Source organism: Arthrobacter glacialis, assembly GCF_002909445.1.
In the GTDB taxonomy this organism is placed as follows: domain Bacteria; phylum Actinomycetota; class Actinomycetes; order Actinomycetales; family Micrococcaceae; genus Specibacter; species Specibacter glacialis.
The window spans coordinates 250952-271827 of record NZ_PPXC01000002.1 but is presented as its reverse complement, the minus strand read 5'-3'; the positions used below and the strand labels follow the sequence as shown (position 1 = coordinate 271827).

The 20876-nt window shown below is 60.8% G+C and carries 18 protein-coding genes; 5 read left to right on the top strand and 13 right to left on the bottom strand.

The features are described from left to right. Window positions 1-184: 184 nt before the first annotated feature. Window positions 185-3823 (bottom strand): transcription-repair coupling factor, encoded by a 3639-nt coding sequence (gene mfd, locus CVS27_RS03470; protein ID WP_103464340.1) that lies wholly within the window; start codon window positions 3821-3823, stop codon window positions 185-187. A gap of 226 nt (window positions 3824-4049) precedes the next feature. On the opposite strand from mfd, the gene CVS27_RS03465 reads away from it, so the two are divergent. Together CVS27_RS03465 and CVS27_RS03460 are read left to right on the top strand one after the other, a co-directional pair. Continuing rightward, window positions 4050-4550 (top strand): DUF2505 domain-containing protein, encoded by a 501-nt coding sequence (locus tag CVS27_RS03465; protein WP_103464339.1) that lies wholly within the window; start codon window positions 4050-4052, stop codon window positions 4548-4550. 527 nt (window positions 4551-5077) lie between these two features. Then, entirely contained in the window at window positions 5078-6511 is a 1434-nt protein-coding gene (locus CVS27_RS03460) for a hypothetical protein (protein ID WP_103464338.1), read from the top strand. A 189-nt stretch (window positions 6512-6700) separates the two neighbouring features. Here the strand turns inward: CVS27_RS03460 and CVS27_RS03455 are convergent, their stop codons facing one another. From CVS27_RS03455 to CVS27_RS03430, 6 genes are read right to left on the bottom strand one after another with little or no spacing between them, the layout of a single operon-like run. Beyond that, window positions 6701-7816: a hypothetical protein gene (locus CVS27_RS03455; protein ID WP_103464337.1), complete on the bottom strand. Its 1116-nt coding sequence runs from the start codon at window positions 7814-7816 to the stop codon at window positions 6701-6703. A 1-nt stretch (window position 7817) separates the two neighbouring features. Beyond that, window positions 7818-8399, bottom strand: a complete 582-nt coding sequence (locus tag CVS27_RS03450; protein WP_103464336.1) for a hypothetical protein — start codon at window positions 8397-8399, stop codon at window positions 7818-7820. Beyond that, window positions 8396-9097 (bottom strand): LPXTG cell wall anchor domain-containing protein, encoded by a 702-nt coding sequence (locus tag CVS27_RS03445; protein WP_103464335.1) that lies wholly within the window; start codon window positions 9095-9097, stop codon window positions 8396-8398. Before CVS27_RS03445 ends, CVS27_RS03450 begins: the two co-directional genes overlap by 4 nt. Then, window positions 9094-9657 (bottom strand): signal peptidase I, encoded by a 564-nt coding sequence (locus CVS27_RS03440; protein WP_103464334.1) that lies wholly within the window; start codon window positions 9655-9657, stop codon window positions 9094-9096. Before CVS27_RS03440 ends, CVS27_RS03445 begins: the two co-directional genes overlap by 4 nt. Beyond that, window positions 9654-10238 carry a hypothetical protein gene (locus CVS27_RS03435; protein ID WP_133162869.1) on the bottom strand — a complete coding sequence of 195 codons (585 nt, stop codon included), beginning with the start codon at window positions 10236-10238 and terminating at the stop codon, window positions 9654-9656. Before CVS27_RS03435 ends, CVS27_RS03440 begins: the two co-directional genes overlap by 4 nt. 27 nt (window positions 10239-10265) lie before the next feature. Further along, entirely contained in the window at window positions 10266-10832 is a 567-nt protein-coding gene (locus CVS27_RS03430) for an alternate-type signal peptide domain-containing protein (protein ID WP_133162868.1), read from the bottom strand. 302 nt (window positions 10833-11134) lie between these two features. Between CVS27_RS03430 and nhaA the strand changes: the two genes are divergently transcribed. Further along, on the top strand, window positions 11135-12442 hold the full coding sequence (gene nhaA / locus CVS27_RS03425) for a Na+/H+ antiporter NhaA (RefSeq protein WP_103464331.1): 1308 nt from the start codon (window positions 11135-11137) through the stop codon (window positions 12440-12442). A 123-nt stretch (window positions 12443-12565) separates the two neighbouring features. Further along, on the top strand, window positions 12566-14224 hold the full coding sequence (locus tag CVS27_RS03420; RefSeq protein WP_243400032.1) for a sensor histidine kinase: 1659 nt from the start codon (window positions 12566-12568) through the stop codon (window positions 14222-14224). Between the two features lie 116 nt (window positions 14225-14340). Here the strand turns inward: CVS27_RS03420 and CVS27_RS03415 are convergent, their stop codons facing one another. Further along, window positions 14341-15147: a response regulator transcription factor gene (locus CVS27_RS03415; protein ID WP_103464330.1), complete on the bottom strand. Its 807-nt coding sequence runs from the start codon at window positions 15145-15147 to the stop codon at window positions 14341-14343. Between the two features lie 208 nt (window positions 15148-15355). Between CVS27_RS03415 and CVS27_RS03410 the strand changes: the two genes are divergently transcribed. Continuing rightward, complete coding sequence (locus tag CVS27_RS03410) at window positions 15356-17083, top strand: sensor histidine kinase (RefSeq protein WP_103464329.1); 1728 nt, start codon at window positions 15356-15358, stop codon at window positions 17081-17083. Here the strand turns inward: CVS27_RS03410 and CVS27_RS03405 are convergent. The 5 genes from CVS27_RS03405 to CVS27_RS03385 form a co-directional block, all read right to left on the bottom strand. Next, window positions 17052-18065 (bottom strand): hypothetical protein, encoded by a 1014-nt coding sequence (locus CVS27_RS03405; RefSeq protein WP_103464328.1) that lies wholly within the window; start codon window positions 18063-18065, stop codon window positions 17052-17054. The two genes, CVS27_RS03410 and CVS27_RS03405, sit on opposite strands and share 32 nt — an antisense overlap. Beyond that, window positions 18062-18970 carry a hypothetical protein gene (locus CVS27_RS03400; RefSeq protein WP_103464327.1) on the bottom strand — a complete coding sequence of 303 codons (909 nt, stop codon included), beginning with the start codon at window positions 18968-18970 and terminating at the stop codon, window positions 18062-18064. Before CVS27_RS03400 ends, CVS27_RS03405 begins: the two co-directional genes overlap by 4 nt. Beyond that, window positions 18963-19571 carry a signal peptidase I gene (locus CVS27_RS03395; protein ID WP_103464326.1) on the bottom strand — a complete coding sequence of 203 codons (609 nt, stop codon included), beginning with the start codon at window positions 19569-19571 and terminating at the stop codon, window positions 18963-18965. The genes CVS27_RS03400 and CVS27_RS03395 overlap by 8 nt, the downstream gene beginning before the upstream one ends. 11 nt (window positions 19572-19582) lie before the next feature. Further along, window positions 19583-20176: a hypothetical protein gene (locus tag CVS27_RS03390; protein WP_103464325.1), complete on the bottom strand. Its 594-nt coding sequence runs from the start codon at window positions 20174-20176 to the stop codon at window positions 19583-19585. Between the two features lie 84 nt (window positions 20177-20260). Beyond that, entirely contained in the window at window positions 20261-20806 is a 546-nt protein-coding gene (locus tag CVS27_RS03385) for an alternate-type signal peptide domain-containing protein (RefSeq protein ID WP_243399662.1), read from the bottom strand. Window positions 20807-20876 lie beyond the last annotated feature (70 nt).

The window sequence follows — 20876 nt, the reverse complement described above, 5'->3', positions numbered from 1 at the left end:
CTGCTTTCAACTGACCCGCAGTAGTGGTCGAAAAATCGCGATTTCGCGGTGTTTTTCGACCATAACTGCGGGTCAGTTTTTAAGGAACGACGGCGGACCTCACCTGCCGCGGCGTTGTCCAGTTATGCGCCCGCCCAAGGGTTGACGGGGCGCATAGCAAAAGCCGCGGGCCAGTTGAAAAGAGCTATGCCGCCGGCACCGTCTCGAAGATCGCTTCCAGAACGCCTTGCGCCCACTTGAGGACCTCGGCGTCGGCCAGGTCCCGGCCGCCAATGCGTGCAGTCTTCGGCTTGGGGATCAGGATGGAGTTCAGCGCCGGCTTCACCATGGATCCCGGGTACATGCGGGTCAGGCGCATCTCCTTGGACTCGGGCAGATCCGCCGGGGCAAACTTGATGAAGTTGCCCTGCAGCGCCACGTCGGTGAGCCCGGCAGCCCGTGCCAGGACCTTGAAATGTGCCACGGCAATGAGGTTGACGGCCGCTGGCGGCAAGTCGCCGTACCTGTCAATGAGTTCGGCCTCAACCTCATCGATGGCCTCAAGCGTCACGGCCGCGGCAAGCTTCCGGTAGGCCTCCAGACGAAGCCGCTCCCCCGGCACGTAGTCGTGCGGCAGGTGGGCGTTGACGGGCAGCTCAATCTTCATCTCCGCCACCCGCTCCTCGCCATCGCCGCGGTAATCAGCCACAGCCTCGCCCACCAGGCGGATGTACAGGTCAAAGCCAACACCTTGAATATGACCGGATTGTTCCCCGCCCAGCAGGTTTCCGGCGCCGCGAATCTCCAGGTCTTTCATGGCCAGAGCCATGCCGGCACCCAACTCGTTGTGCGCGGCAACGGCTTTGAGCCGCTCCAGGGCAACCTCACCCAGCGGTTTGTCTGCCGGGTACAGGAAGTAAGCATAGGCCCGCTCCCTGCCACGGCCCACGCGGCCGCGCAGCTGGTGCAGCTGGGACAGGCCGTAGTTTTCGGCCTGCTCCACAATCAGCGTGTTGGCATTGGAGATGTCCAGGCCGGTTTCAATGATGGTGGTGCACACCAGCACGTCAAAGCGCTTCTCCCAGAAGTCAACAATGATTTGTTCAAGCCGGGATTCACTCATCTGCCCGTGCGCCACAGCCACGCGGGCATCCGGCACCAGTTGCTGAATGTGGGCTGCCGTGCGCTCAATCGATTTAACCCGGTTGTGCACATAAAAGACCTGGCCTTCGCGCATGAGCTCGCGCCGAATGGCAGCACCCACCTGTTTGTCCGTGTAGCCGCCAACGTAGGTGAGCACGGGGTGGCGCTCCTCAGGCGGGGTGGCCAAGGTGGAGGTCTCACGAATGCCCGTCATGGACATTTCCAGTGTTCGCGGAATGGGCGTGGCACTCATGGCCAGCACATCCACGTTGGTGCGCATCTTCTTCAGCGCTTCCTTGTGCTCCACACCAAAGCGCTGTTCCTCATCAACAATCACCAGGCCCAGGTCCTTGAAGCCAAAGTCCTTGGAAAGCAGCCGGTGTGTACCAATGACCACGTCCACCGAACCGGTGCGGACGCCTTCCACGATCTCCTTCGATTCCTTGGCTGTTTGGAAGCGGGAAAGCGCAGCAACACGCACGGGGAAGCCGGAGAAGCGCTCGTTGAATGTTTCGAAGTGCTGCTGCGCCAGCAAGGTGGTGGGCACTAGAACAGCCACCTGCTTGCCGTCCTGCACAGCCTTGAACGCGGCCCTCACAGCGATCTCCGTCTTGCCGTAGCCCACGTCGCCGGAGATGAGCCGGTCCATGGGAACTTCCTTCTCCATGTCGGCCTTCACCTCATTGATGGCCACCAACTGGTCAGGCGTCTCAACATACGGGAACGCCTCCTCCAGCTCGGCCTGCCAGGGCGTGTCCGGCCCAAACGCATGCCCCTTGGAGGCCATGCGCGCCGAGTACAGCCTGATCAGCTCACCGGCAATTTCCTTGACTGCCTTGCGGGCCTTGGACTTGGTGGCAGCCCAGTCAGAGCCACCCATCTTGGACAGCGCCGGAGCGTCCCCGCCAACATACGCGGTCACCTGGTCCAGCTGGTCTGTGGGCACAAACAGCTTGTCCCCCGGCGCCCCGCGCTTGGACGGCGCATACTCAAGCACCAAGTATTCGCGCAGCCCCGCCGAACCGCCAACGCCGGCACCTGCCACCTTGCGTTGGATCAGCTCCACAAACTTGCCCACACCGTGCTGCTCGTGGACCACGTAGTCGCCAGCGCTCAGCTGCAGCGGGTCCACGGCGTTGCGCCGTTTGGAGGGCAGCTTGCGCATGTCCCTCGTGGACACGGCCGACGCCCGCCCCAGCAGGTCCGCCTCTGTCAGCAGGCCCAGCTTGAGCGAATCCAGCACAAAGCCGCGCCCGGTATCAGCGGTTGTCACCTCGATGATGCCCGGCTGGGGTTCGTGATCCAAGGAATCAACGCGCGACGCCGGGATGTTGGCTTGGTGGAATAGCTCGGCCAGGCGTTGGGCCGGCCCGGGGCCCTGGGTGGCCACCACAACCCGCCACTGGTCCTTCACGCGGGCGCCAAGGAACTCCATCATTTCCGCCACGTCGCCGCGGTAGCCGCGCGGTTCTCGCGCGTGCAAGTTGAGCACGTCCGTGGACACGTCAAGTTCTTCATCCTGAGCCAGGGCACTGATGGACCACCAGCTCACCCCGTGGTCCAGGGCGCCACTTCGGGTTTGGGCCAGCGACTTGAAGCCGGCCTGGGCCAGGTCAACGCCGTGCGCACCCAGATCGGCCGAGCCCAGGTCCAGGGGTGCGTTGCCGCCGTCGGATGCGGTGGACCAGGCGGCCTCGAGGAATTCCTCATTGGTGGATTCGAGGTCGTGGGCTCGGGCGCTGACCTTTTCCGGATCCAGCACTACGGTGATCGAGTCAGCAGGCAGCAGCGAGGTCAGCGGCACCATGCCATCCACCAAGGCCGGGGCCAGGGATTCCATGCCTTCCACGGCAATGCCGCCGGCAATCTTCTCCAACATGGCGGCCGCGCCCGGCATGCTGTCCTTGAGTTTCGCGGCCCGGCTCATGACGGCCGGGGTGATGAGGATTTCCCGGCAGGGTGGGGCGTAGAGCTCGGTGGGGTGGCTGACATCGCCCTTGACGGAGGTCAGGGAGCGCTGGTCGGCCACGCTGAACCAGCGCATGGCCTCCACCTCATCGCCAAAGAATTCAATGCGGATGGGGTGGTTTTCGGTGGGCGGGAAAACATCCAAAATGCCGCCGCGCACGGCAAACTCGCCGCGGTGCGTGACCATGTCCACGCGGGCGTAGGCGGCGTCGGCAAGCCGCCTGATCAGCTCGGTGAAGGGCACGTCCTCGCCCACGCGCACATGTACGGGAACCAGCTCGCCCAAGCCAGCCACCAAGGGTTGCACAACCGCACGGATGGGCGCCACCACCACGCGCAAGGCGGGTCCGGCGTCGAGCTCGGGATGGGCAAGGCGGCGCAGCACGGCTAGACGGCGGCCCACGGTGTCTGAGCGCGGTGAGAGTCGTTCGTGCGGGAGCGTCTCCCAGCTGGGGAATTCTGCCACGGCGCCGGCCGGGAGGTAGGAGTTCAGGGCGGCCACGGTGTCTTCGGCCTCGCGCCCGGTGGCTGTCACGGCAAGGACCACGCCGTCGGAGTCGGCAAGGGAGGCTAAGCCGTCCGCCACTTCGGCCAATAGCACTGCCCGCATGCCGGCGGGGGCGCTGAATGCGATGTCGGTGCTGCGCGTGGCGGGGTCGCTGGCGGCGTAGCTGCGCACTCGGGCGAACAGTGGATCCTGGGATAGCGCGCTTCGCAACCCTGCAAGACTCATGGGTGATTTTCTCCTTGACTATTGGCGGATTGACGAATGGCGGATGGACAGCAACCGCCGCGCTTTGACGGCCCCAAATCAGGCGGGGAACAGCACAAAGGCCCAGAATTTAGCAAAAGTTCCAGGGACCACTCCAGCTTACTCCGGGCCGGGTGCGCGCAGGAATCCCAAAGCAACGCTTGCTATCCTAGGAGCTGCCCTACGCACCCCCACCTTTGGAGGAACCATGGCGCTTGCCGCCTCAACAACTCTTTCTGCCACCGCCCAGAGCGTGACAGATGTCTTTACCAACGCCGATTTCGTCAAGCATGTCAGCGAGACCGTGGGCGGGGAGCTGAAGTCGTTCACCATCAGCGGCCCCACCTCGGCTGCGTTCACCACCAAGACCGTGCGCACCCTGCCCACCACGCGCATGCCGGACATCGTCAAGAAGTTTGTTGGCGCAACGTTGACTGTGACGCAGGAGGAGTCCTGGAGCGCTCCGGCGTCCGACGGCGCCCGCACCAACACCATTAAGCTCACCGTTGCCGGTGCCCCCGTGGATGTTACGGCCTTGCAGAAGCTGACGGCCAGCGGCACTTCCACAGTGGTGGAGCTCACCGGCGAGGTCACGTCGGGTGTCCCGTTCCTGGGTGCAAAGATTGCCTCGGCTGCCGAGCCCGTGATTGGCCGGGCCCTGAACCTGCAGGCGAACCTCGCCCAGGAATGGCTGGACACGCACGCCTAAGAAATCTAGAGGACTTCTGCACCTTCACCGGCAGAAACGGCCCTTGGCAGCCACGGCGCACAACGAAAGTTGTGCGCCGTGGCTGTTTAAGTGCCCTTTTTTGTGCGGGCCAAACAGCCTGCTCAGCAGGCTACTCAGATGGCTTGCAAGTACCCCAGCAAGGAAAGTTCCCCGGTTTGCAGGCAATCCGGTCTCTGGAACCCAAGTGGTTGCAGCCAAGAAGCGAGTGCTGCCGCAAAAACCAAGTAATTCGTGGCCAGCCTTAGAGTGGCGGCCACTCTAGCCCGTGGTTTTACCGAACCATAGTCTTCGAATTCCACATCTGGAGAGATTTCAGCGTTGGGGCCAGAAAACATCAATGAAGATCTGGGGGCAGATTGCCTCCACATTGATTCATTTTCCGGACGGGGACACGACTTCCCCACCACCTACGATGCTGATTTGGCTTTGGGACTGCAGGCAGATTCATTCCCTGATAACGCCGCAGTCGAGTGGTGCCACGAGCGTCATCGGAGAGCTGGGGAGCCATGAAGAACAACTCGCAACCACGTCAACCTGCCACGGATCAGCGTTCAAGCACGCCCAAACTGTGGACCAAGATCATGTCCTCCGCTGCCATCATTGCGCTGGGCCTTGCCGGCTTGGGAGTCATGGCAGCCGGAGCTGCCGCCGCACCCAATGACGAGAAGAAAGTTGCCTTCTGTCATGCCTCGGCGAGCACAGGCAACCCGTACGAGTCCTTGGAGACCAGCGTGAACGGGTTCTTCAATTCCGGACACATCGACGATGTGGGACCCATCTACCCCGCCACGAATCCCGCCGGAAGGTGGGGAGACATCTACCCGCCGAATGACTACAACCCTGCAGGCCAGAACTGGACGGTTGAGGGTCAGGCTGTTTTCAATAACGGCTGCGTCATTCCGGGCAAGGTCTCCATGGCCCCTGCTGTCCCGATCGTTGTGCAGGCGGTGTGCAGCGCTCCGGGCGTTGCCACCCTGCCTGCGCTGCAGCTGCCCGCCAACACTGCCGCCATCAGCTACTCATATCAGGGTGCCATTGCTGCTGGCAGCACCGTCACAGTGGTGGCAACTCCCTCCGTTGGAACCGTCTTGTTGGCGGGCAACGGCTGGGTGGTTGACGCCGGTACCGGGCTGGGTTTGTACACGGTGGTTCTCACAGTCCCTGACTGCACAATCCAACCCACCATTGTGACGGCGTTGCCAGTTGCGCCGGTGGTTGTCCAGGCCGTTTGCGACCAGTTTGGCCAGCTGAGCATCCCTTCCGTCACCCCGGCCAGCACCTCGGGGATCGTCTACACGGTCCAGGGCGTGGCGGCCAACGGAGCCACAGTGATTGTTACAGCAGCTCCGGGCGCGGATACTCAGCTCGGCGCAGCTCCCGGCTGGACGCCCAATGCGGGCATTGGCACGGCAACATTCACAGTGGTCCTGGAGACGGTGGTGTGCCCCACCAGCCAGGCCACCACTGCGCCGCCATCAACCACCCCGGCAACAACGGCGACAACCACGCCAGCCACAACTCCCGCGACTACCGCAGCGACCACTGCAGCCACAACCCCCGCAACTACGCCGGCAACAACCCCCGCAACTACGCCGGCAACGACCGCGGCAACCACACCGGCGACCACGGTGGCAACAACGCCGGCCACAACCACCGCGACAACAGCGGCGACTACACCCGCCACAACAGTCGCAACTACACCTGCAACAAGTCCAGCGACAACCGTGGCAACCAAACCTGCCAACACTAGCGTCACCAAACCGGCCACCACTCGCGTCACCACCCCCGCAAAGGCTGTGACCAACAAAGTGGCCAAGGCTCAGGGCGGTTTGGCATACACCGGCCTAGTGGTGGTTCCCACACTCGCTGTGGCGATCATGTTCCTTGGACTCGGCGGCGTAGCGCTCTGGCGAAACCGCAGGGTAGCCGGACGGCACTAGCCGCCAAGAAAAGCCCGCCACCAACGGCTGTCCCCGGAGAGTGGCGCACTGAAGGGGTCCTCTCAAACACTTGGGAGGACCCCTTCAATGCAGGTGCGGCCGAACTCGTCAGGAACGGTTAAACGCCCACTAAAGCGAGTGCCAACAGAGTGACCATGAGCTGCGAAAACCCGCAGCCACTTTTATGTTTCACTGCATGAGGCAAGTAAGTTTTTTCGTCGGCAGCAGGATCCCCAAGATGGCACCTTTGGCGGTGGCGTTAACGGTGTGGTGGGCCAGCGGCGCAGATACCCACGCCGACCCATATTGGGCGGATACCTCAAAAGTGATCGTGTAGTCGTAGTTTGTTCCGATCAAACCGCCCAAGAGCAACCCCAACAGGTTTCCTAGCAAGCCATTGTCTGCGATTTGGTCAAGTGTCACCGACCTCGTTGCAGGCGTTAGAGTGTCGGCCCTCACCCCTGTTGATGAACCACCCGAAACATAGGCTCTCACCACATAGCCAGTTAACGGCAGGGGCCCAGGTTGTGGGGCACCCCAGCTGAAGTTAATTTTGGTGTCGCTGCTTCCGCGGACGCAATTGAGATCTTTGGGTTGCTCAGTGTTCAGTGCCGTCACCGTGGCACTTGCCACGGCACTAGCCGTCCACGCCGCCTGTGTAGCTTCAATTCGGTTCACCACACCCAGCGGGATCACTACGGCGAGCGCCGCAACGATTGCCCCGGCGCCCAGCCATTTACTGCGCCGCGTTCCCGGCCCGCCCGCCCCGGCAACCGGAACGCTGTCCGACGCTGAGCCCTCCGCAGGCACGTTCCCGGACCGTCCGGCGTCGGACCTGAAGAAAGCCACATATAGAAGATACGCACACAGCAGCCCGCCCAAGCCAAACACCCATGGTGAGCTGAGCCAGCTGGCCACGTAGCCAAGGAACGGAACGGAAAACACCACCCGGTCCGCAGGTCCAAAGGAATACGGCTGCAAGTCTGCCACGGGGTTGGCGTCCCCCTTGAGCACCAGCCCAGTCACAGGATCTGCGGAGACCACGCGGTGGGTGATGCGGGTTCCGTTGGACGCAACAACTGAAACCACTTGCCCCGGCGCAACTTCTGCGGCAGCCGTAGGCATGGCAAGTGCCAGCGAGCCAACAGGAATGCCCGGGCTCATGGATCCGGAGATAGCAATCAACGGCTTGAGTCCCAGAACCAGTGCCAGCCCGGCCAGCACCAGGCACAGCAGGCCCAGCGCCGCGCCAGCATTCAGCAGGCAGCGTTCCCAGGCAGAAAGTCGTAATACTTGTCTGGTCATGTCAGGGCACCGTACTTGCTGTGAAAGTTAGTGTGATGGCGGTGGACTGACCCTGCAATATTGAACCGGAGCCCAGTGGTAACAGGGTAGATACGCAGAACGTGGCCCACCCCCCGGCATTAAGGTTGCCCAGGGGGTGCGGGGGCGGGAAATTCGATCCCCCAGCCTTTGTGTAGGCCGACGCCACAGAACACGTCCCGCCGGTCGCCGAACCATTGACTACGGTGCCGCCCTTTGAGACCTCAACTGCCATCGCAGTTCCCAACGCACCAGGGGCTGCCCCCCGCACGTTGTAGCTGACATTCGAGGTACCGGTGTTCTTTACAGTCACCATGGCTGCTTGGCTCATTCCCGGGTACCAGTTAGCTGTGGCGATCGGGATCGTGTAACTGGCGCTAGTAGCGTTCGCGTCTGCCCCCGCAGCAATGAAGACGGTGGCGGCTGTTATGTCGGAGGTGGCGGTTGCAGTGCCTGTCCAGGCGGCCAAGGTGGAAACAGCCCCGAAGCCGGCCAGCAGCCCCAAGGAGAGCAACGCCTTCACCCGCACCGACCAGCCAGATTGCTCAACGGCCCCCCGGCTCATGAACTTCCTCCCACTCCGGGTGCCGAGGAAACAGTGGGAGCGGTGAGAACCACGGGACGATCCGATCGTTTCCGGGACGCCACCAGCGCACCCACGCCACCCATCAGCACTGCCAGCCCCACAGGCCAAATGCTTGAGGTTGCTCCGGTCTCACCCAAAACAGTCTCACCCAAAACGGTCTCACCCACCTGACCAACATTCACTTGCAAGCGGACAGGCAACGATTGAGCCTGAGCATCATTGCCAACTGATTCCGGCAGCCACACGTGCGCTTGCAATTCACTGCTCGCACCGGGCTCCAACGTCACCACTGGCTGCGGCTTCAGCCCAACCCGCAGGTGGACCTGCTCAATTCCGTCGGAAGCAGGGACAGCCAGCCACACTTTGACGGCCATGGCGTTGTCATTGCGGATCCACAGGCTTTCGGCAACACCCTCCCCCGGCACCAGCTTGGTCGCCGCGGTGAACAGCACGGGAAAACCCGCCGAATAGTCCACCCCGTCGGAGCTATAGGCAAGGTTGGTCTTCTGGCTGGCCGGCATCACAGCAGGTACGACGGCGTCGCGTGGGTCCTGCGCAGACGCTGGCGAACCTAGGGTGCAGATGGTCGCGGCGAGCGCCACAGCTGTTGCCAGTACCGTCCTGCGGGCGGGCCCAGTCAAGTCAAGACGGCCGGGTGAATCACGGGTGGAGGTCATAGAGTCCTGCTCCTTTGGAAGCGATCACGCAAGGCACTGACGGCCATAAAAGTGGAGTAGCCCAGCAGTCCGGCAATGGCGGAGATCGTCAGCCACTGGCGTTGCGAACCGTTCAGCGCACTATTGACGTGGCCCAGCAGCGGCACTTTGTACCAGAGACTGCCACGGACTTGCTCGGGCAGCACCTGCGGATCGTTGGCGGAGTTGGCATCGCCGCGGGTGGTGAAGCGCAGTTCTCCACCCAGCGTGGACCCCACGCCTACAATCCTGTGCGTAATGACTGATGCCTTTCCCGATTCGGCTTGAAAGGTAATCACGTCACCGGTGCGCAGTGTGGCCGGATCCTGTGGCCGGATCACAGCCAGGCTTCCCGGCGGCAACCCCGGCTCCATGGATGCTGTGAGGACTGTGTAAGCCTTGGCCCCGGCAATGCGGGGAATCACTATCATCATGGCCGCAACACTCAGGATGGTCAGCAGTATCAGCCATGCTGCAATCTGCCCGCACCACCACAGCACGCCCGTGCGTTCTGGGGCGGTGGCCCTGCGTCGGCCGCTCATGCTTGATCACCCCGCCAGGAAAGTACCAGCTTCAGTTTCCCCCCAGCGGCACTGGAGTCAGTGCCTGAGGGCAGGCTGATGCGCACGCATAGTGTCTGCTCCGAGCTGGCGCCCTGCGCCGCCAGGTGCCTGGGCGAGAACGATGCCGTTGGGCTCAGCTTGCCTTGGTACAAGGCTGGACCAGGGGTGAGTGCGTCGGGCTGGCATGCTGCAGTGTCAGCCACCGCATGGATGGTCAAGTCCACGGCGGAGGCCAGAGCGGTGTCAGCCGGTGTGGGCGAAGAAGGTGCTGAAATTGCACCGGCAAGACTGAAGTTGAGGTATACGGTGCCAGTGTTGCTGATGGTCAGCGGGGCCTGCAGGTATCCCCCGGGCACCAGGGGTTTGGTGCTCAAATCCGCGAATACAAAGTCTGTGGAGCTGCTGTTCCCGTTGCCGGCTTGTAGAGCGAGCTTTCCGGTGGTGATGGTTCCGGGTGTGAGCTGGCTTTCGGCGCGCAAGAGCGCGGCCGTGCCTTGGGCGCTTGCAAGGAGCACCACCAGCACGGCCGCAGCCAAGGCTGTCAGCAGAGTTTTACGCAAGTGACAAAAACGGGTTACTCGACCCGGCTATGCCCGGGTCTGGTTCAATGTCAGCGAAAGCGCCGGCAGGTCGATTGCCTCGTCCATGGTGACAGCAGGCGTCTTCGCATCTGTGAGATTGCCCTTGGCAAAAGCCACCGTGATGGTCACAGGCACGGTGTAGGTACCGGGCTTGGAAAACGTAATGGTATTTCCAACCACAGAGATGTTCGGGCCTGATGTAGTAGCCGCAACCGCGACCGTCACGTGACCAGCCAGGTCAGCCGGAATTGCCGCGGCTGTGTTGCCAATTACCAATTCGCCCGAGAGGTTCTTGCCCTCTGCAGAGATGGTGACATTCTGAGTGAACTTCACAGTGTCACCGGGAACAATCGTCTCGGAAATGGCGTCGAAAGCAACAGGAGTGGCGGGAACACTGATGTCCTCCCAAGCGCCCGATGCCGGAACTGTCGTCATGGTCAAGTGCCCTGTGGTGACGGTGCCTGCATCGTCAAGGTCATCAGTTGCGTTCCACAGGGCAAACGTCCCTGCTCCACCCAACATCAATGCACCTGCTGCACCAGCCGCGACGGCTGCCTTCATAACTTTTTTCACGAGTATTTCCTCCCCCAAAATTCACGCCCCCAGTAGGCAGTATTCTCATCTAAACCCAAGACCACACGGACAATCAGATCCCAAACGGCTATTTCCAACCGCCAGGCGGCTAATTAATCCCATCCTTTCGGCTAGTCCTATCCCTTTGGGCAGGGCCGGCCCTTCACAACTACAGGACCACCCCAGTGCCGGGCCAAGGTAGACTGGGAATCAGGTGCGCCGGGAAGTCTGGTCGGCAATGACTTTGATGAACCCAAAAGTGGTCCCGCCACTGCTGGACCCAACGGAAGGCCGCCGCACCCATGAAATCCACAAAGAACTCCCGCATCTTCAGCCGGGGAAGCTATTCCGAATCCGTGCGCATCAGCACCATTCTCCGCTCCGAAACAGTCGGCGGAGCCCTTTTGCTCATCGCCACGGTGGTCGCCCTGATTTGGGCCAATTCACCGTGGGCCAACGGCTACTTTGATTTGCGGGACTTCCGGATCGGCCCGGAAAGCCTGCACCTGAACCTCAGCCTGGGCGGCTGGGCGTCCGACGGCCTGCTGGCAATCTTCTTCTTTGTTGCCGGGCTTGAACTCAAGCGCGAATTCGTTGCCGGCGATCTGCGCAGCCCCTCCCGCGCGCTCGTTCCCATTGCTGCCGCCGTGGGCGGCGTGATCATGCCCGCCGTGCTTTTCGTCCTCATCAACCTCCAAGCCGGGCCGGAAGTACTCAGAGGTTGGGCCATCCCCACAGCCACCGACATTGCCTTTGCACTGGCGGTCCTGGCTGTCATCAGCACCCACCTGCCCAGCGCCCTGCGCACGTTCTTGCTGACATTGGCCGTGGTGGATGACCTCATCGCCATCGCCATCATTGCTGTGTTCTACCCAGGTGAAATGCAGTTCCAGTTCCTGGCCCTAGCCTTGCTGCCGCTGCTGGTCTTCGCTTGGTTGGTGCAAAAACGCATCAGCGCCTGGTACTTCCTGCTGCCTCTGGCGTTCGCCACATGGGCGCTTGTCCATGCCTCCGGCGTTCACGCCACAGTGGCTGGTGTGCTGCTGGGCTTCATGGTTCCCGTGCTCCGCAAGGACAAAACGCCTGAAAACGGACCTGGCATGGCCGAGAAGTTTGAGCATGCCATCCGCCCCCTTTCAGCCGGTTTGGCCGTACCCGTGTTCGCATTCTTCTCCGCCGGCGTTGCACTGGGCGGGGTGGCCGGCCTCAAGAGCGCCTTCACTGATTCGGTGGCCATCGGCATTGTGGTGGCCTTGATTGCTGGAAAGTTCATTGGCGTCTTTGGTGCCACCTGGCTAGTCACAAAGACCACCAAGGCCAAGCTCGACGACGGTCTGGCCTGGATCGACGTCGTCGGCCTTGCGCTGCTGGCCGGGGTTGGCTTCACGGTGTCCTTGCTCATTAGTGAATTGAGCTTCGGCGCCGACAGCCCCCACTACTCCCACGCCAAGGTGGCAATCTTGGCCGGGTCCGTGCTCGCGGCTCTGCTGGCGTCCGTGGTGCTGCGCAGCCGCAACAGGCACTACCGCAAGGTGGCCGAGCTCGAGGAACTCGATGATGACCACGATGGCATCCCGGATGTGTTCCAGCAAGGCGACTCCATAAAGTAGCTAGCACGCACTTGCGCCGTGCCGCCGCCGGGCGGCGCGGCATAAGTGTGCGGGGACACGAAGGGTGAGAGACTGGCGTGTACCGATGTCGGTGCATTAACTGGACCCAGCATCGGAAGCACATTGACCAACCCCGCGTCTGAAACCCTGCTGAAGCGACATTTCTACAAGCGATCCCTGCGGATGCGCGTCATCCTCACGCAGTTGCCGCTTACCCTGACAGTCATGTTGACAGTGGCACTGGTGGCCGCTTACTACCCAAAGACTTTGGGTGACCCCCACTTTGTCATTGGCTTGTGGCTGCAGGCGGGCATTCTTGCTCTGTGTTGCTTGATGCCGTGGGACAAGCTGCCGCGGGGCTCCTTCTTGCTGATTCCGTATATGGACTTCATTGCTGTGGGGTTCATCCGCCACGGCAGTGCACAGTTCATTACCGCCGTGGGCTTGCTGGTGTTGTTCCCCGTCTTCTGGCTTTCGGCCTCCGGGGTGGCCCGCAAAACAGCCGTCGTCAGCAGCACATTGGGCACCTTATTGATTGTCTGGGTGCCGCTGATCCTGGGCCCATCCCGCATCACTCCCGAGTTGCTCGCCAAGCCGCTCCTCTTCCCGTTCATGATGATGGCGTTCTCCATCACCGTGGTCATCATGACGGCCAGCATGGACAGCCAGCGTCTGGCCATCGAGGAAAAGGACGCCAAGCTGAGAACAGCACTGAATCTAAGCAAGCAACGGGAACAGTTGCTGGAAACCGTTCTGGATACCGTGGCTGTGGGCATTGTTGTGGTGGATGAGGGCGGCAATGACCAATTGATGAATTCAACCCAGACGGTAATTCACTCCCGGGCCATGCCGGGTGACATTGCCAATCCACAGGAAAAAGACCTCCTGCTGTTTGGGTACGGCAAGGTCCTGCTGCCAGCGGATGAGCGTCCCGTCCGCCGCGCCATCCTGGGGGAATCCTTCACTAACTACCAGATGTGGATTGGTGAGGGCGAGAATAGCCGGGCCATCTCCACCACTGCACGCACCATGCGCAATGAGGACGGCAGTTCAGCCGGCGCCGTCATTGCCTTCCACGACAACACAGAAACCATGGCAGCCCTGGCCGCGAAGGATGACTTTGTGGCCAACGTTTCGCACGAGTTCCGCACGCCACTGACCTCCATCCTTGGCTACCTGGCCATGATCGCCGATGAATCGGACCGCCTCCCCCAGGACCTGAGCACATTCGTAGGCATCACCCAGCGCAACGCACTCCGCCTCAACAGGCTGGTCTCAGACCTCCTGACCACTGACGCCATGGAAGTCAGCCCCGCCATGGCGGATGTTTCCGCCCTCATCGCCGAGAGTGTGGCCTCCGCCAGACCCATGGCAGAAAAGAATGGGGTGGAGTTGATCCTGGATGTCCCCGGTCAGCTGCGGGCCATGGTCGACGGCGGCCGGATCGGCCAGGCGCTGGACAATCTCATCTCCAATGCCATCAAATACTCGCCCGACGGCGGAACCGTCACGGTGCGCGCGTGGAACGACGGCGCGGATGTGGTGTGCGAGGTTCAGGATACCGGCATGGGCATGAGCAGTGCCGAGCAGGCCCAGGCGTTCACCAAGTTCTTCCGTGCAGACCCTGCCTTGGAGCGGTCCATCCCCGGTCTGGGGCTGGGGCTGCTGATCACCAAGACCATTGTGGCCAACCACGGCGGTCACATCTCGATTCAAAGCGAACGCAACGTTGGGACCACCATGCGCATGGTGTTGCCTGAGTGCGTATTGGTCCTCGCCTGAGACATCAGCGGGGCAAAAGGCAACCGGGCAAAACCTGGGGCAAAAAGCCTTAGGGCCCTGAACCAAACTGGTCCAGGGCCCTAAGGGCATTGCAAGGGTTGCCGAGTGGCCACAGCTTAGTGAACCAGTCGGTAGCCCACTCCGCGCACAGTCTTGATCCAGCGCGGATCGCGGGGGTTGTCGCCCATTTTTCGGCGCAGGTTTGTCATGTGCACCTCGATGGTGCGTTCGTCGGCGTCGCTGATGTAGGTGCCCACGTCGTATTCTTCCCCACGCAGCCAGCGCACCAAGTCCGACTTGCTGCGCACCTGCTTGCCGCCGTCTACTAGGGCATGAAGCAGGTCAAACTCGGTGCGGGTCAGATCCAGTTCGGTGCCGTCCACTTCCGCTGTGCGGTCGCCGTCGTTAAGGACCAGGCCGTTGACTGACTTGGTTCCGGCAGCGGGCTCGGCCTCCGGCGCCGCCCCTTCGTGGAGAGTCTCGGCAATGGCAGCTGGCTCTGCTGCAGCCTCCGCAGAGGCGGATTCTGCCACAGCGGCATCGGTGCCGCCAGCACGGGGTCGGCGCATCATCGCGCTGATCCTGGCGCGCAGCTCACGGGGCCGGAACGGCTTGGTGAGGTAGTCGTCGGCACCGGTTTCCAACCCCAGCAGGGTATCCATCTCGTCTGCACGCCCGGTCAGCATGATGATGTAGGTGTCGCTGAAAAGCCGCACGCGCCTAGCCACTTCAAAACCGTCCATGTCAGGCAAGCCCAAATCGAGCGTGACTATGGCCGGATTATACTTTTTGACGGCCTCAACCCCGTCCGCCCCATTGCTGGCTGAGTACACCTCAAATCCAGCCTGAATGAGAATTACACTGATCAGCTCGCGGATATCCTGGTCATCTTCAACGATGACTGCCACACGAGGATTGTCCATCTTTCCCTCACTAAACTTACAAAGACCAATAAGAAACGTGCTTGTTACAACGTCTTAGAGCCCCCAGGCCCATTAGTACTTACATTATGACATCGTCTCTGGCGTCGCCCTACAACACCTTCGCAGGGCAGCATGACATACTGGGCACCTTGCCGATGCACCGGCCCAACGTGACTAGCACCTCGAGATTCTTGGCAGACATAACTTAATGACGGAAGCAATTTTGACGATCATCCCTGAAAATTTGACTGAAACAGCTGGAAATCGGCTCATCCGGCGCTACTTTTATGAGCGATCCCCCCGGACCCGCATGTTTCTGGCCCAGCTTCCGTTCACGCTCACCATGATCTTGGCAGCAGCACTCGTAGTATTTTTGCAACCGTCCCTCTTCGCCAGCGGGGAACTCGTGGCCTCGTTGTTCATGAGCGTGGGTTTGCTGGCAGTTGCCGGAACCGTCCAGTGGGAGAAAATGCCGCGGGGATCGTTTCTTCTGATTCCTTACCTTGACTTTGTTGCCGTGGCCTTGTTCCGCGAAGGTACCAACGCACTGCTGAATTCTGCCGGCATGATCGCCTTGTTCCCCGTCTTCTGGCTGTGTGCCTCCGGGCTTGCACCCAAGACGGCAATCGTTTCCAGCACACTGGCAAGCCTGCTGATCGTTTGGATTCCGGAATTCAATGCCCCCGGCCCCGTGTCAGCGGAACAGTTGGTGCGGCCGCTGCTGATTCCCTTCATGATGCTGGCTTTCGCCATTGCCATGGTGGTCCTGACCACCAGCATGGACAGGCAGCGCGATGCTCTGGTGGCCCAGGATTCGCTAAGGCGCAAGGATTTGGTGGACAGCCGGCAGCGCGAGCGGCTGTTGGAAACCATTGTGGACACAGTGGGTGTGGGCGTCGTCGTGGTGGATGCGGACGGCAACGACCGTCTCATGAACTCCACCCAGGAGGCCATTCATGCTTTGGGTGTGCCGCCGGATATCAGTGACCCGCAGGAAAGCGAACTGTTGATATTCGGCGTCGACCGGGTTCCGTTACCGGCCTATGCCCGCCCGGTCCGTCGTGCCATTGATGGCGAATCGTTCACCAACTACCAGATCTGGATTGGTGCCGGCGAGCAGGCCAGGGCCTTGTCAACCACTGCCCGCACCATCGTCAGTGATGATGGGACTTCCGACGGCGCCGTCATCGCGTTCCACGATGTCACCGACATGGTGGAAGCCCTCGCCGCCAAAGACGACTTCGTGGCGAATGTTTCCCACGAGTTCCGTACTCCCCTGACGGCCATCCAATCTTATGTGGCCCTGGCCCTTGAATCGCCCGGGTTGGCGCCCGCGGAAGTTATCAACTATTTGACCATTGCCGACCGCAATGCCGTCCGTCTCAATGGGCTGGTGACAGATTTGTTGGCTACCACCACCATGAATATTGATCGAGCCCCTGCCTGCGTCGATAAGCTCATTGCAGATTCCCTGGGCACAGCTGCGCCGGCTGCCGCAGCCAATGGTGTGGCAGTGGAGTCGGACTGCCAACAACCATTGATGGCCATGATCGACGCCGGCCGGATTGGCCAAGTCTTGGACAACCTGGTGTCCAACGCTGTGAAGTACTCGCCCGACGGCGGCACCCTCACGGTGCGCGCGTGCGCTGACGGAACAGATCTACACTGCCAGGTCAGCGACACCGGCCTGGGCATGAGTCCGGCAGATCAGGCCGGGCTATTCCAGAAGTTCTTCAGGGCCGGACAAGCCAGGGAACGCGGTATCCCAGGCATTGGCTTGGGCCTGATGATTTCCAAGACCATCATCGAAAACCATGGCGGCACCCTAACTGTGTCCAGTGAACAGGGTCAGGGAACCACCATGAGTTTTGTGATTCCGGGGTGTGTAGTCAGTTCAGAACTTGTTAGTACTGGTACTGGTAATTCTCAACCCTAAATTCATAGGCCTTGTAGAAGACCTTTTTATAGACTGGATCGCCCGCCTGGGTCCCGTTCATCGGTATGACTCGCAGCAAATATTCGCCGTTGTAAGCGCCGCCGTTGGTTGGGTTGCCTGAACCATCCAGTTTGTACGCCGGAAAAGTCAGTGTGGCACCTGTGGACCGGGTGGTGAACTCAGCACCAAAACTGGACGCTGTGTCCACGGACACGATTGACACCTTGTAGTCGGTTCCCGTAGCCAGTGCCGTCCAACTGACATTGAGAACATTGTTGGTCTTCACCGAACTTGCAGGGACTGCGTTGACTGAGAAGCTGCCCAGCGGGGACCGGTCATTCGGGCTGGCATAGCCGCATTGCTGCGTCCTTTTTTCATGCTGAATAGTCCGGTAGATAGGGTCACCGGCAACAGTGCCATTCATCGGCTGAATCCGAAGGATGTACAGGCCATAGGCGGCGTCGGTGTTGCTAAGATTGAAAGTGGCCTTGTTAACGGACACATTTTGTGATTGCGGTGCACCATAGTTCTTATCACTGACACTCACTGAAGCCACGTAGCTGATGTTGCCGGAAGCATCAGCTGGCCAACTGACAGCGTATTTTCCGGAATTTCCGTTGGCATCGCACTCAACCTTGGTGGGATCCATGAGTCCTGGTCGCGCTGCAATGACTGGGTTGGCAACAATATTTCCTTGGTTGTTCGGAGGGGGCGTTGCGCTGGGAGTGGGTGTCGGCGTCGGGCTTGGAGAAGGAGTAGGTGTGGGGCTCGGTGCTGGCGCAGCACCTGCGGTGATGCCCATGGAAACTGTGGCGCTTTGATTCCATTTGGCAACGGCGGCACCGCCACCACCCAGCAACACGATGAGAACAAACGCCACTGCTGCAGTGGTGAACCCGGGAAGCTTGCGCAGCCTGCCAAGGGCGCGCTTAGTGCCGCCGCCCGTCTTCAGCTCTGGTTGCTGAGGGCCTACTGAGCTCATCTAGTCTTGCTCCGTTTCCGAACTGAGGTGAATACGTACACGCATGCGCTGATGACGACAATCCATGGCCATGGGTTGTAGTCGGTGGCTTCCACATTACTTTGCAGCTGGCGCAACAGCGGCAATGCCTGCGACGCTTCCGGTGAGGGCTGGACACCTTGCTGCAGGGGGTCCAGATCTGTGCCGACGTCGGAGCCGATGGGAACTTGCACACCACCTGACACAACTCCTGTGGCAGGCGTCCTTGTTGCCGCTGTGCCGCCGCTGATGGGCAGTGAAATCACTGCGCCGCCTGCGGCCAGGTTGCCCGGGCCCCCAGCGCACGGTCCTATAAGCTGACCGGCACCACGTTCCTGCAGGACAAAAGTCAGGGTGAAGTCGGCGTTTTGATTTCGGGTGGAGTTGGGAGCTTCAACGGACAGGCCCAGGTCAAGGGTCAGGGGCAGTACTTCGCCTGCGGCCAGCGTCCAACCATCGATGACCGGGGTGCAGGTGCCGGGAGTTGGCAGAGCGTTGGCTGTGGTGACGCGGCCTGAGGCTTGCGCTTGCAGGCGCAGGTGCTGGGGCAGAATTGATGCGCCAGCAATCCCTGCGCTGGTGTCTGGGTTGTTGGTGTTGTGCACAGCGAGGGTGAAGTGCGCGCTGTCTTTGCCGGCGTTGCGAACCCAAATGAGTCCTGGCCTTGATTCTCCTGGAACATAACCTTTTGTGCTCCTAAACATGGTTGGAATCGCGTCAGTGGCGAAGTGGACACCGTCGCGGCTTAGCTGAAGCAGATCATTCTTGTTCTCGGCGCCTGCGGCAGGTCCTGCCAGCAGTGTTCCCATGGCAATGCTTGCCACTATGGCCACGACGGCCATGCGTGCGGAGCCGTCGAGGCTGCGCGGCGGGACTTTTCTAGTCATTGTCTTTTTCATGCTTGCCGCGCTTCTTTTCCACGGCACCCCGGACCATACTCAAGGCACCCAGGGAGATGAATCCTACGGCGATGATGGGAAGCAGCTTGCCCCTCTGCTCGCCCACAGCATGGGCGGCGAAGCCTACATAGGGTACTGCGTATAGCAGTTTGCCCTTAATCTGCACTTCTTGGACGGTGGCAGCGTCTTCCAGGGAGTTGTTGTCTCCTTTGGTGGTGAAAACCCGTTCTCCGGTTTGGGTGGATCCCACCGAGGTGATGCGGTGGGAGATGACACCGGGCTTGCCTGATTCAATTTGGAAGGTAATGACATCACCTACGCGGAGAGAGGAGAACTCTGTGGGCTTGACCACCAGGAAAGTTCCGGGCGCGTACTTGGGTGCCATGGAGTTGGTCAGCACGGTGTATGTTTGCGAGCCGGTGGCCATGGGCGCCACGATCATGATCAAGGCGCTGACCGCTGCGAGGAGGAGGACCACGTAGGCGCTCCAGCTGCCAATCGAGTGAAGGATTCCGCGGGGACGTACCTTGCCGGCCGGCTCAGAGTTCAGAGATGAAACATCGCTGGTGACGGGGCTGATAACAGACATGGTGGACCCTCTTAGAGTTGGTTGACAGTGATCGGGACGGCAATGGCTGCGGTTTGTCCGCTGAGATTCACCGGCATGGTGGCAGCCAGGGTGATCTGGAAGCAAAACACACCAGTTGCGGTCTTGGCGATGTCCACTGTGGCGGTGCCGTTGGATGAAGCTGACTCGTAGAGCGCGGCTTGGGAGCACTGCGAGAGTGCTGTTGCAGCAACCACCTTGACCTGCATGTAGGGTGCAAGCGCGGATACCGCGTTGTTGTCGATGACGGGGACTGCCGTAGTGGCCCTCACGGTGAAGTCCCCTCCGGCGTTGGTCACATTGCCCAGCTGGACACCGGCGTAGGTGCTGTGTCCGGGGACCACGGCCCCCGTGGGTGTGGTGCTTAAGGCAAACGTGGCCGCTGTTCCGTTGGCCAGAGTCATGTCAGTGTAGTCGCCGGTTTTGGTATCCGTGAGGCTGATTCGAAAATCAGCGGCCTGGACGGTTCCGGCGTTTGCCCCAGCAAATTTGTTCCACAGCGCATAGCTCCCCTGCACAGTAAGCAGTCCCAGCACCACGGCAACCAGCACAAGGCCGGTGGCTTTCAGTGCGCGGGTGCTTTTCATGGCTGCTTCCGTCGGGAGGGGGGTGGTGGTGTATTGGTTGGTGGCCCAATACACCACCCACAGGGGGTCTGTGGTGCTGTGTGGTTAGAGGCCGTTGCTGCCGGCCGGGGCCAGCTGCTTGAGTTCGTAGCCGATAGCGCCGAAGTTGTAGTTGGCGTTCACTGATTCACGGTTCGCGGTTGTTTCCTTGAACGCGAACGTGGTGGTGGCAGTAACCTTGCCAGTATCGGCAGCACGGAGTGTGGTGGTCGGCAGAACTGCACCATCGGTGGCGTTCTTCAGGGCCGTTGTGGAAACAACAGCGTTCGCAGCAAACCCATTGTTCACGGTCTCGCCGGTAACCTTCAATGTGGCCGCCATCAAGTCACCGCTCAACGTCACATCCAGCTGCTGGGTGTAGGTCAAAGTTTCACCGGGAACCACCTTGTACGCGGCAATGTTCGTGATGGCCTTGCCGGCCTTGTCAGTCCACGCACCGGCAGAAACCGGAACCAGGTTCAAGTCACCGGAAACAACCGAACCCATGGAGGAATTCTGGGCCTGGTTCCAAGTAGCCAACGTACCGCCACCGCCAGCTAGCAGAATAACGCCTACAGCAGTAGCAATTGCGCCCTTAGCCATCTTGTTCATTGTCAGACCCCTTGTTCAAGTTCACTCAGCAAGCTTTCCTGCCGATGGGTTCAACAATGCAGCCCCCAAC

What these genes read in the sequence shown, in the direction of transcription:
- mfd (WP_103464340.1), bottom strand. Translation starts at nt 3,823, where the DNA reads ATGAGTCTTGCAGGGTTGCGAAGCGCGCTATCCCAGGATCCACTGTTC.
- CVS27_RS03465 (WP_103464339.1), top strand. Translation starts at nt 4,050, where the DNA reads ATGGCGCTTGCCGCCTCAACAACTCTTTCTGCCACCGCCCAGAGCGTG.
- CVS27_RS03460 (WP_103464338.1), top strand. Translation starts at nt 5,078, where the DNA reads ATGAAGAACAACTCGCAACCACGTCAACCTGCCACGGATCAGCGTTCA.
- CVS27_RS03455 (WP_103464337.1), bottom strand. Translation starts at nt 7,816, where the DNA reads ATGACCAGACAAGTATTACGACTTTCTGCCTGGGAACGCTGCCTGCTG.
- CVS27_RS03450 (WP_103464336.1), bottom strand. Translation starts at nt 8,399, where the DNA reads ATGAGCCGGGGGGCCGTTGAGCAATCTGGCTGGTCGGTGCGGGTGAAG.
- CVS27_RS03445 (WP_103464335.1), bottom strand. Translation starts at nt 9,097, where the DNA reads ATGACCTCCACCCGTGATTCACCCGGCCGTCTTGACTTGACTGGGCCC.
- CVS27_RS03440 (WP_103464334.1), bottom strand. Translation starts at nt 9,657, where the DNA reads ATGAGCGGCCGACGCAGGGCCACCGCCCCAGAACGCACGGGCGTGCTG.
- nhaA (WP_103464331.1), top strand. Translation starts at nt 11,135, where the DNA reads ATGAAATCCACAAAGAACTCCCGCATCTTCAGCCGGGGAAGCTATTCC.
- CVS27_RS03415 (WP_103464330.1), bottom strand. Translation starts at nt 15,147, where the DNA reads ATGGACAATCCTCGTGTGGCAGTCATCGTTGAAGATGACCAGGATATC.
- CVS27_RS03410 (WP_103464329.1), top strand. Translation starts at nt 15,356, where the DNA reads ATGACGGAAGCAATTTTGACGATCATCCCTGAAAATTTGACTGAAACA.
- CVS27_RS03405 (WP_103464328.1), bottom strand. Translation starts at nt 18,065, where the DNA reads ATGAGCTCAGTAGGCCCTCAGCAACCAGAGCTGAAGACGGGCGGCGGC.
- CVS27_RS03400 (WP_103464327.1), bottom strand. Translation starts at nt 18,970, where the DNA reads ATGACTAGAAAAGTCCCGCCGCGCAGCCTCGACGGCTCCGCACGCATG.
- CVS27_RS03395 (WP_103464326.1), bottom strand. Translation starts at nt 19,571, where the DNA reads ATGTCTGTTATCAGCCCCGTCACCAGCGATGTTTCATCTCTGAACTCT.
- CVS27_RS03390 (WP_103464325.1), bottom strand. Translation starts at nt 20,176, where the DNA reads ATGAAAAGCACCCGCGCACTGAAAGCCACCGGCCTTGTGCTGGTTGCC.
- CVS27_RS03385 (WP_243399662.1), bottom strand. Translation starts at nt 20,806, where the DNA reads ATGAACAAGATGGCTAAGGGCGCAATTGCTACTGCTGTAGGCGTTATT.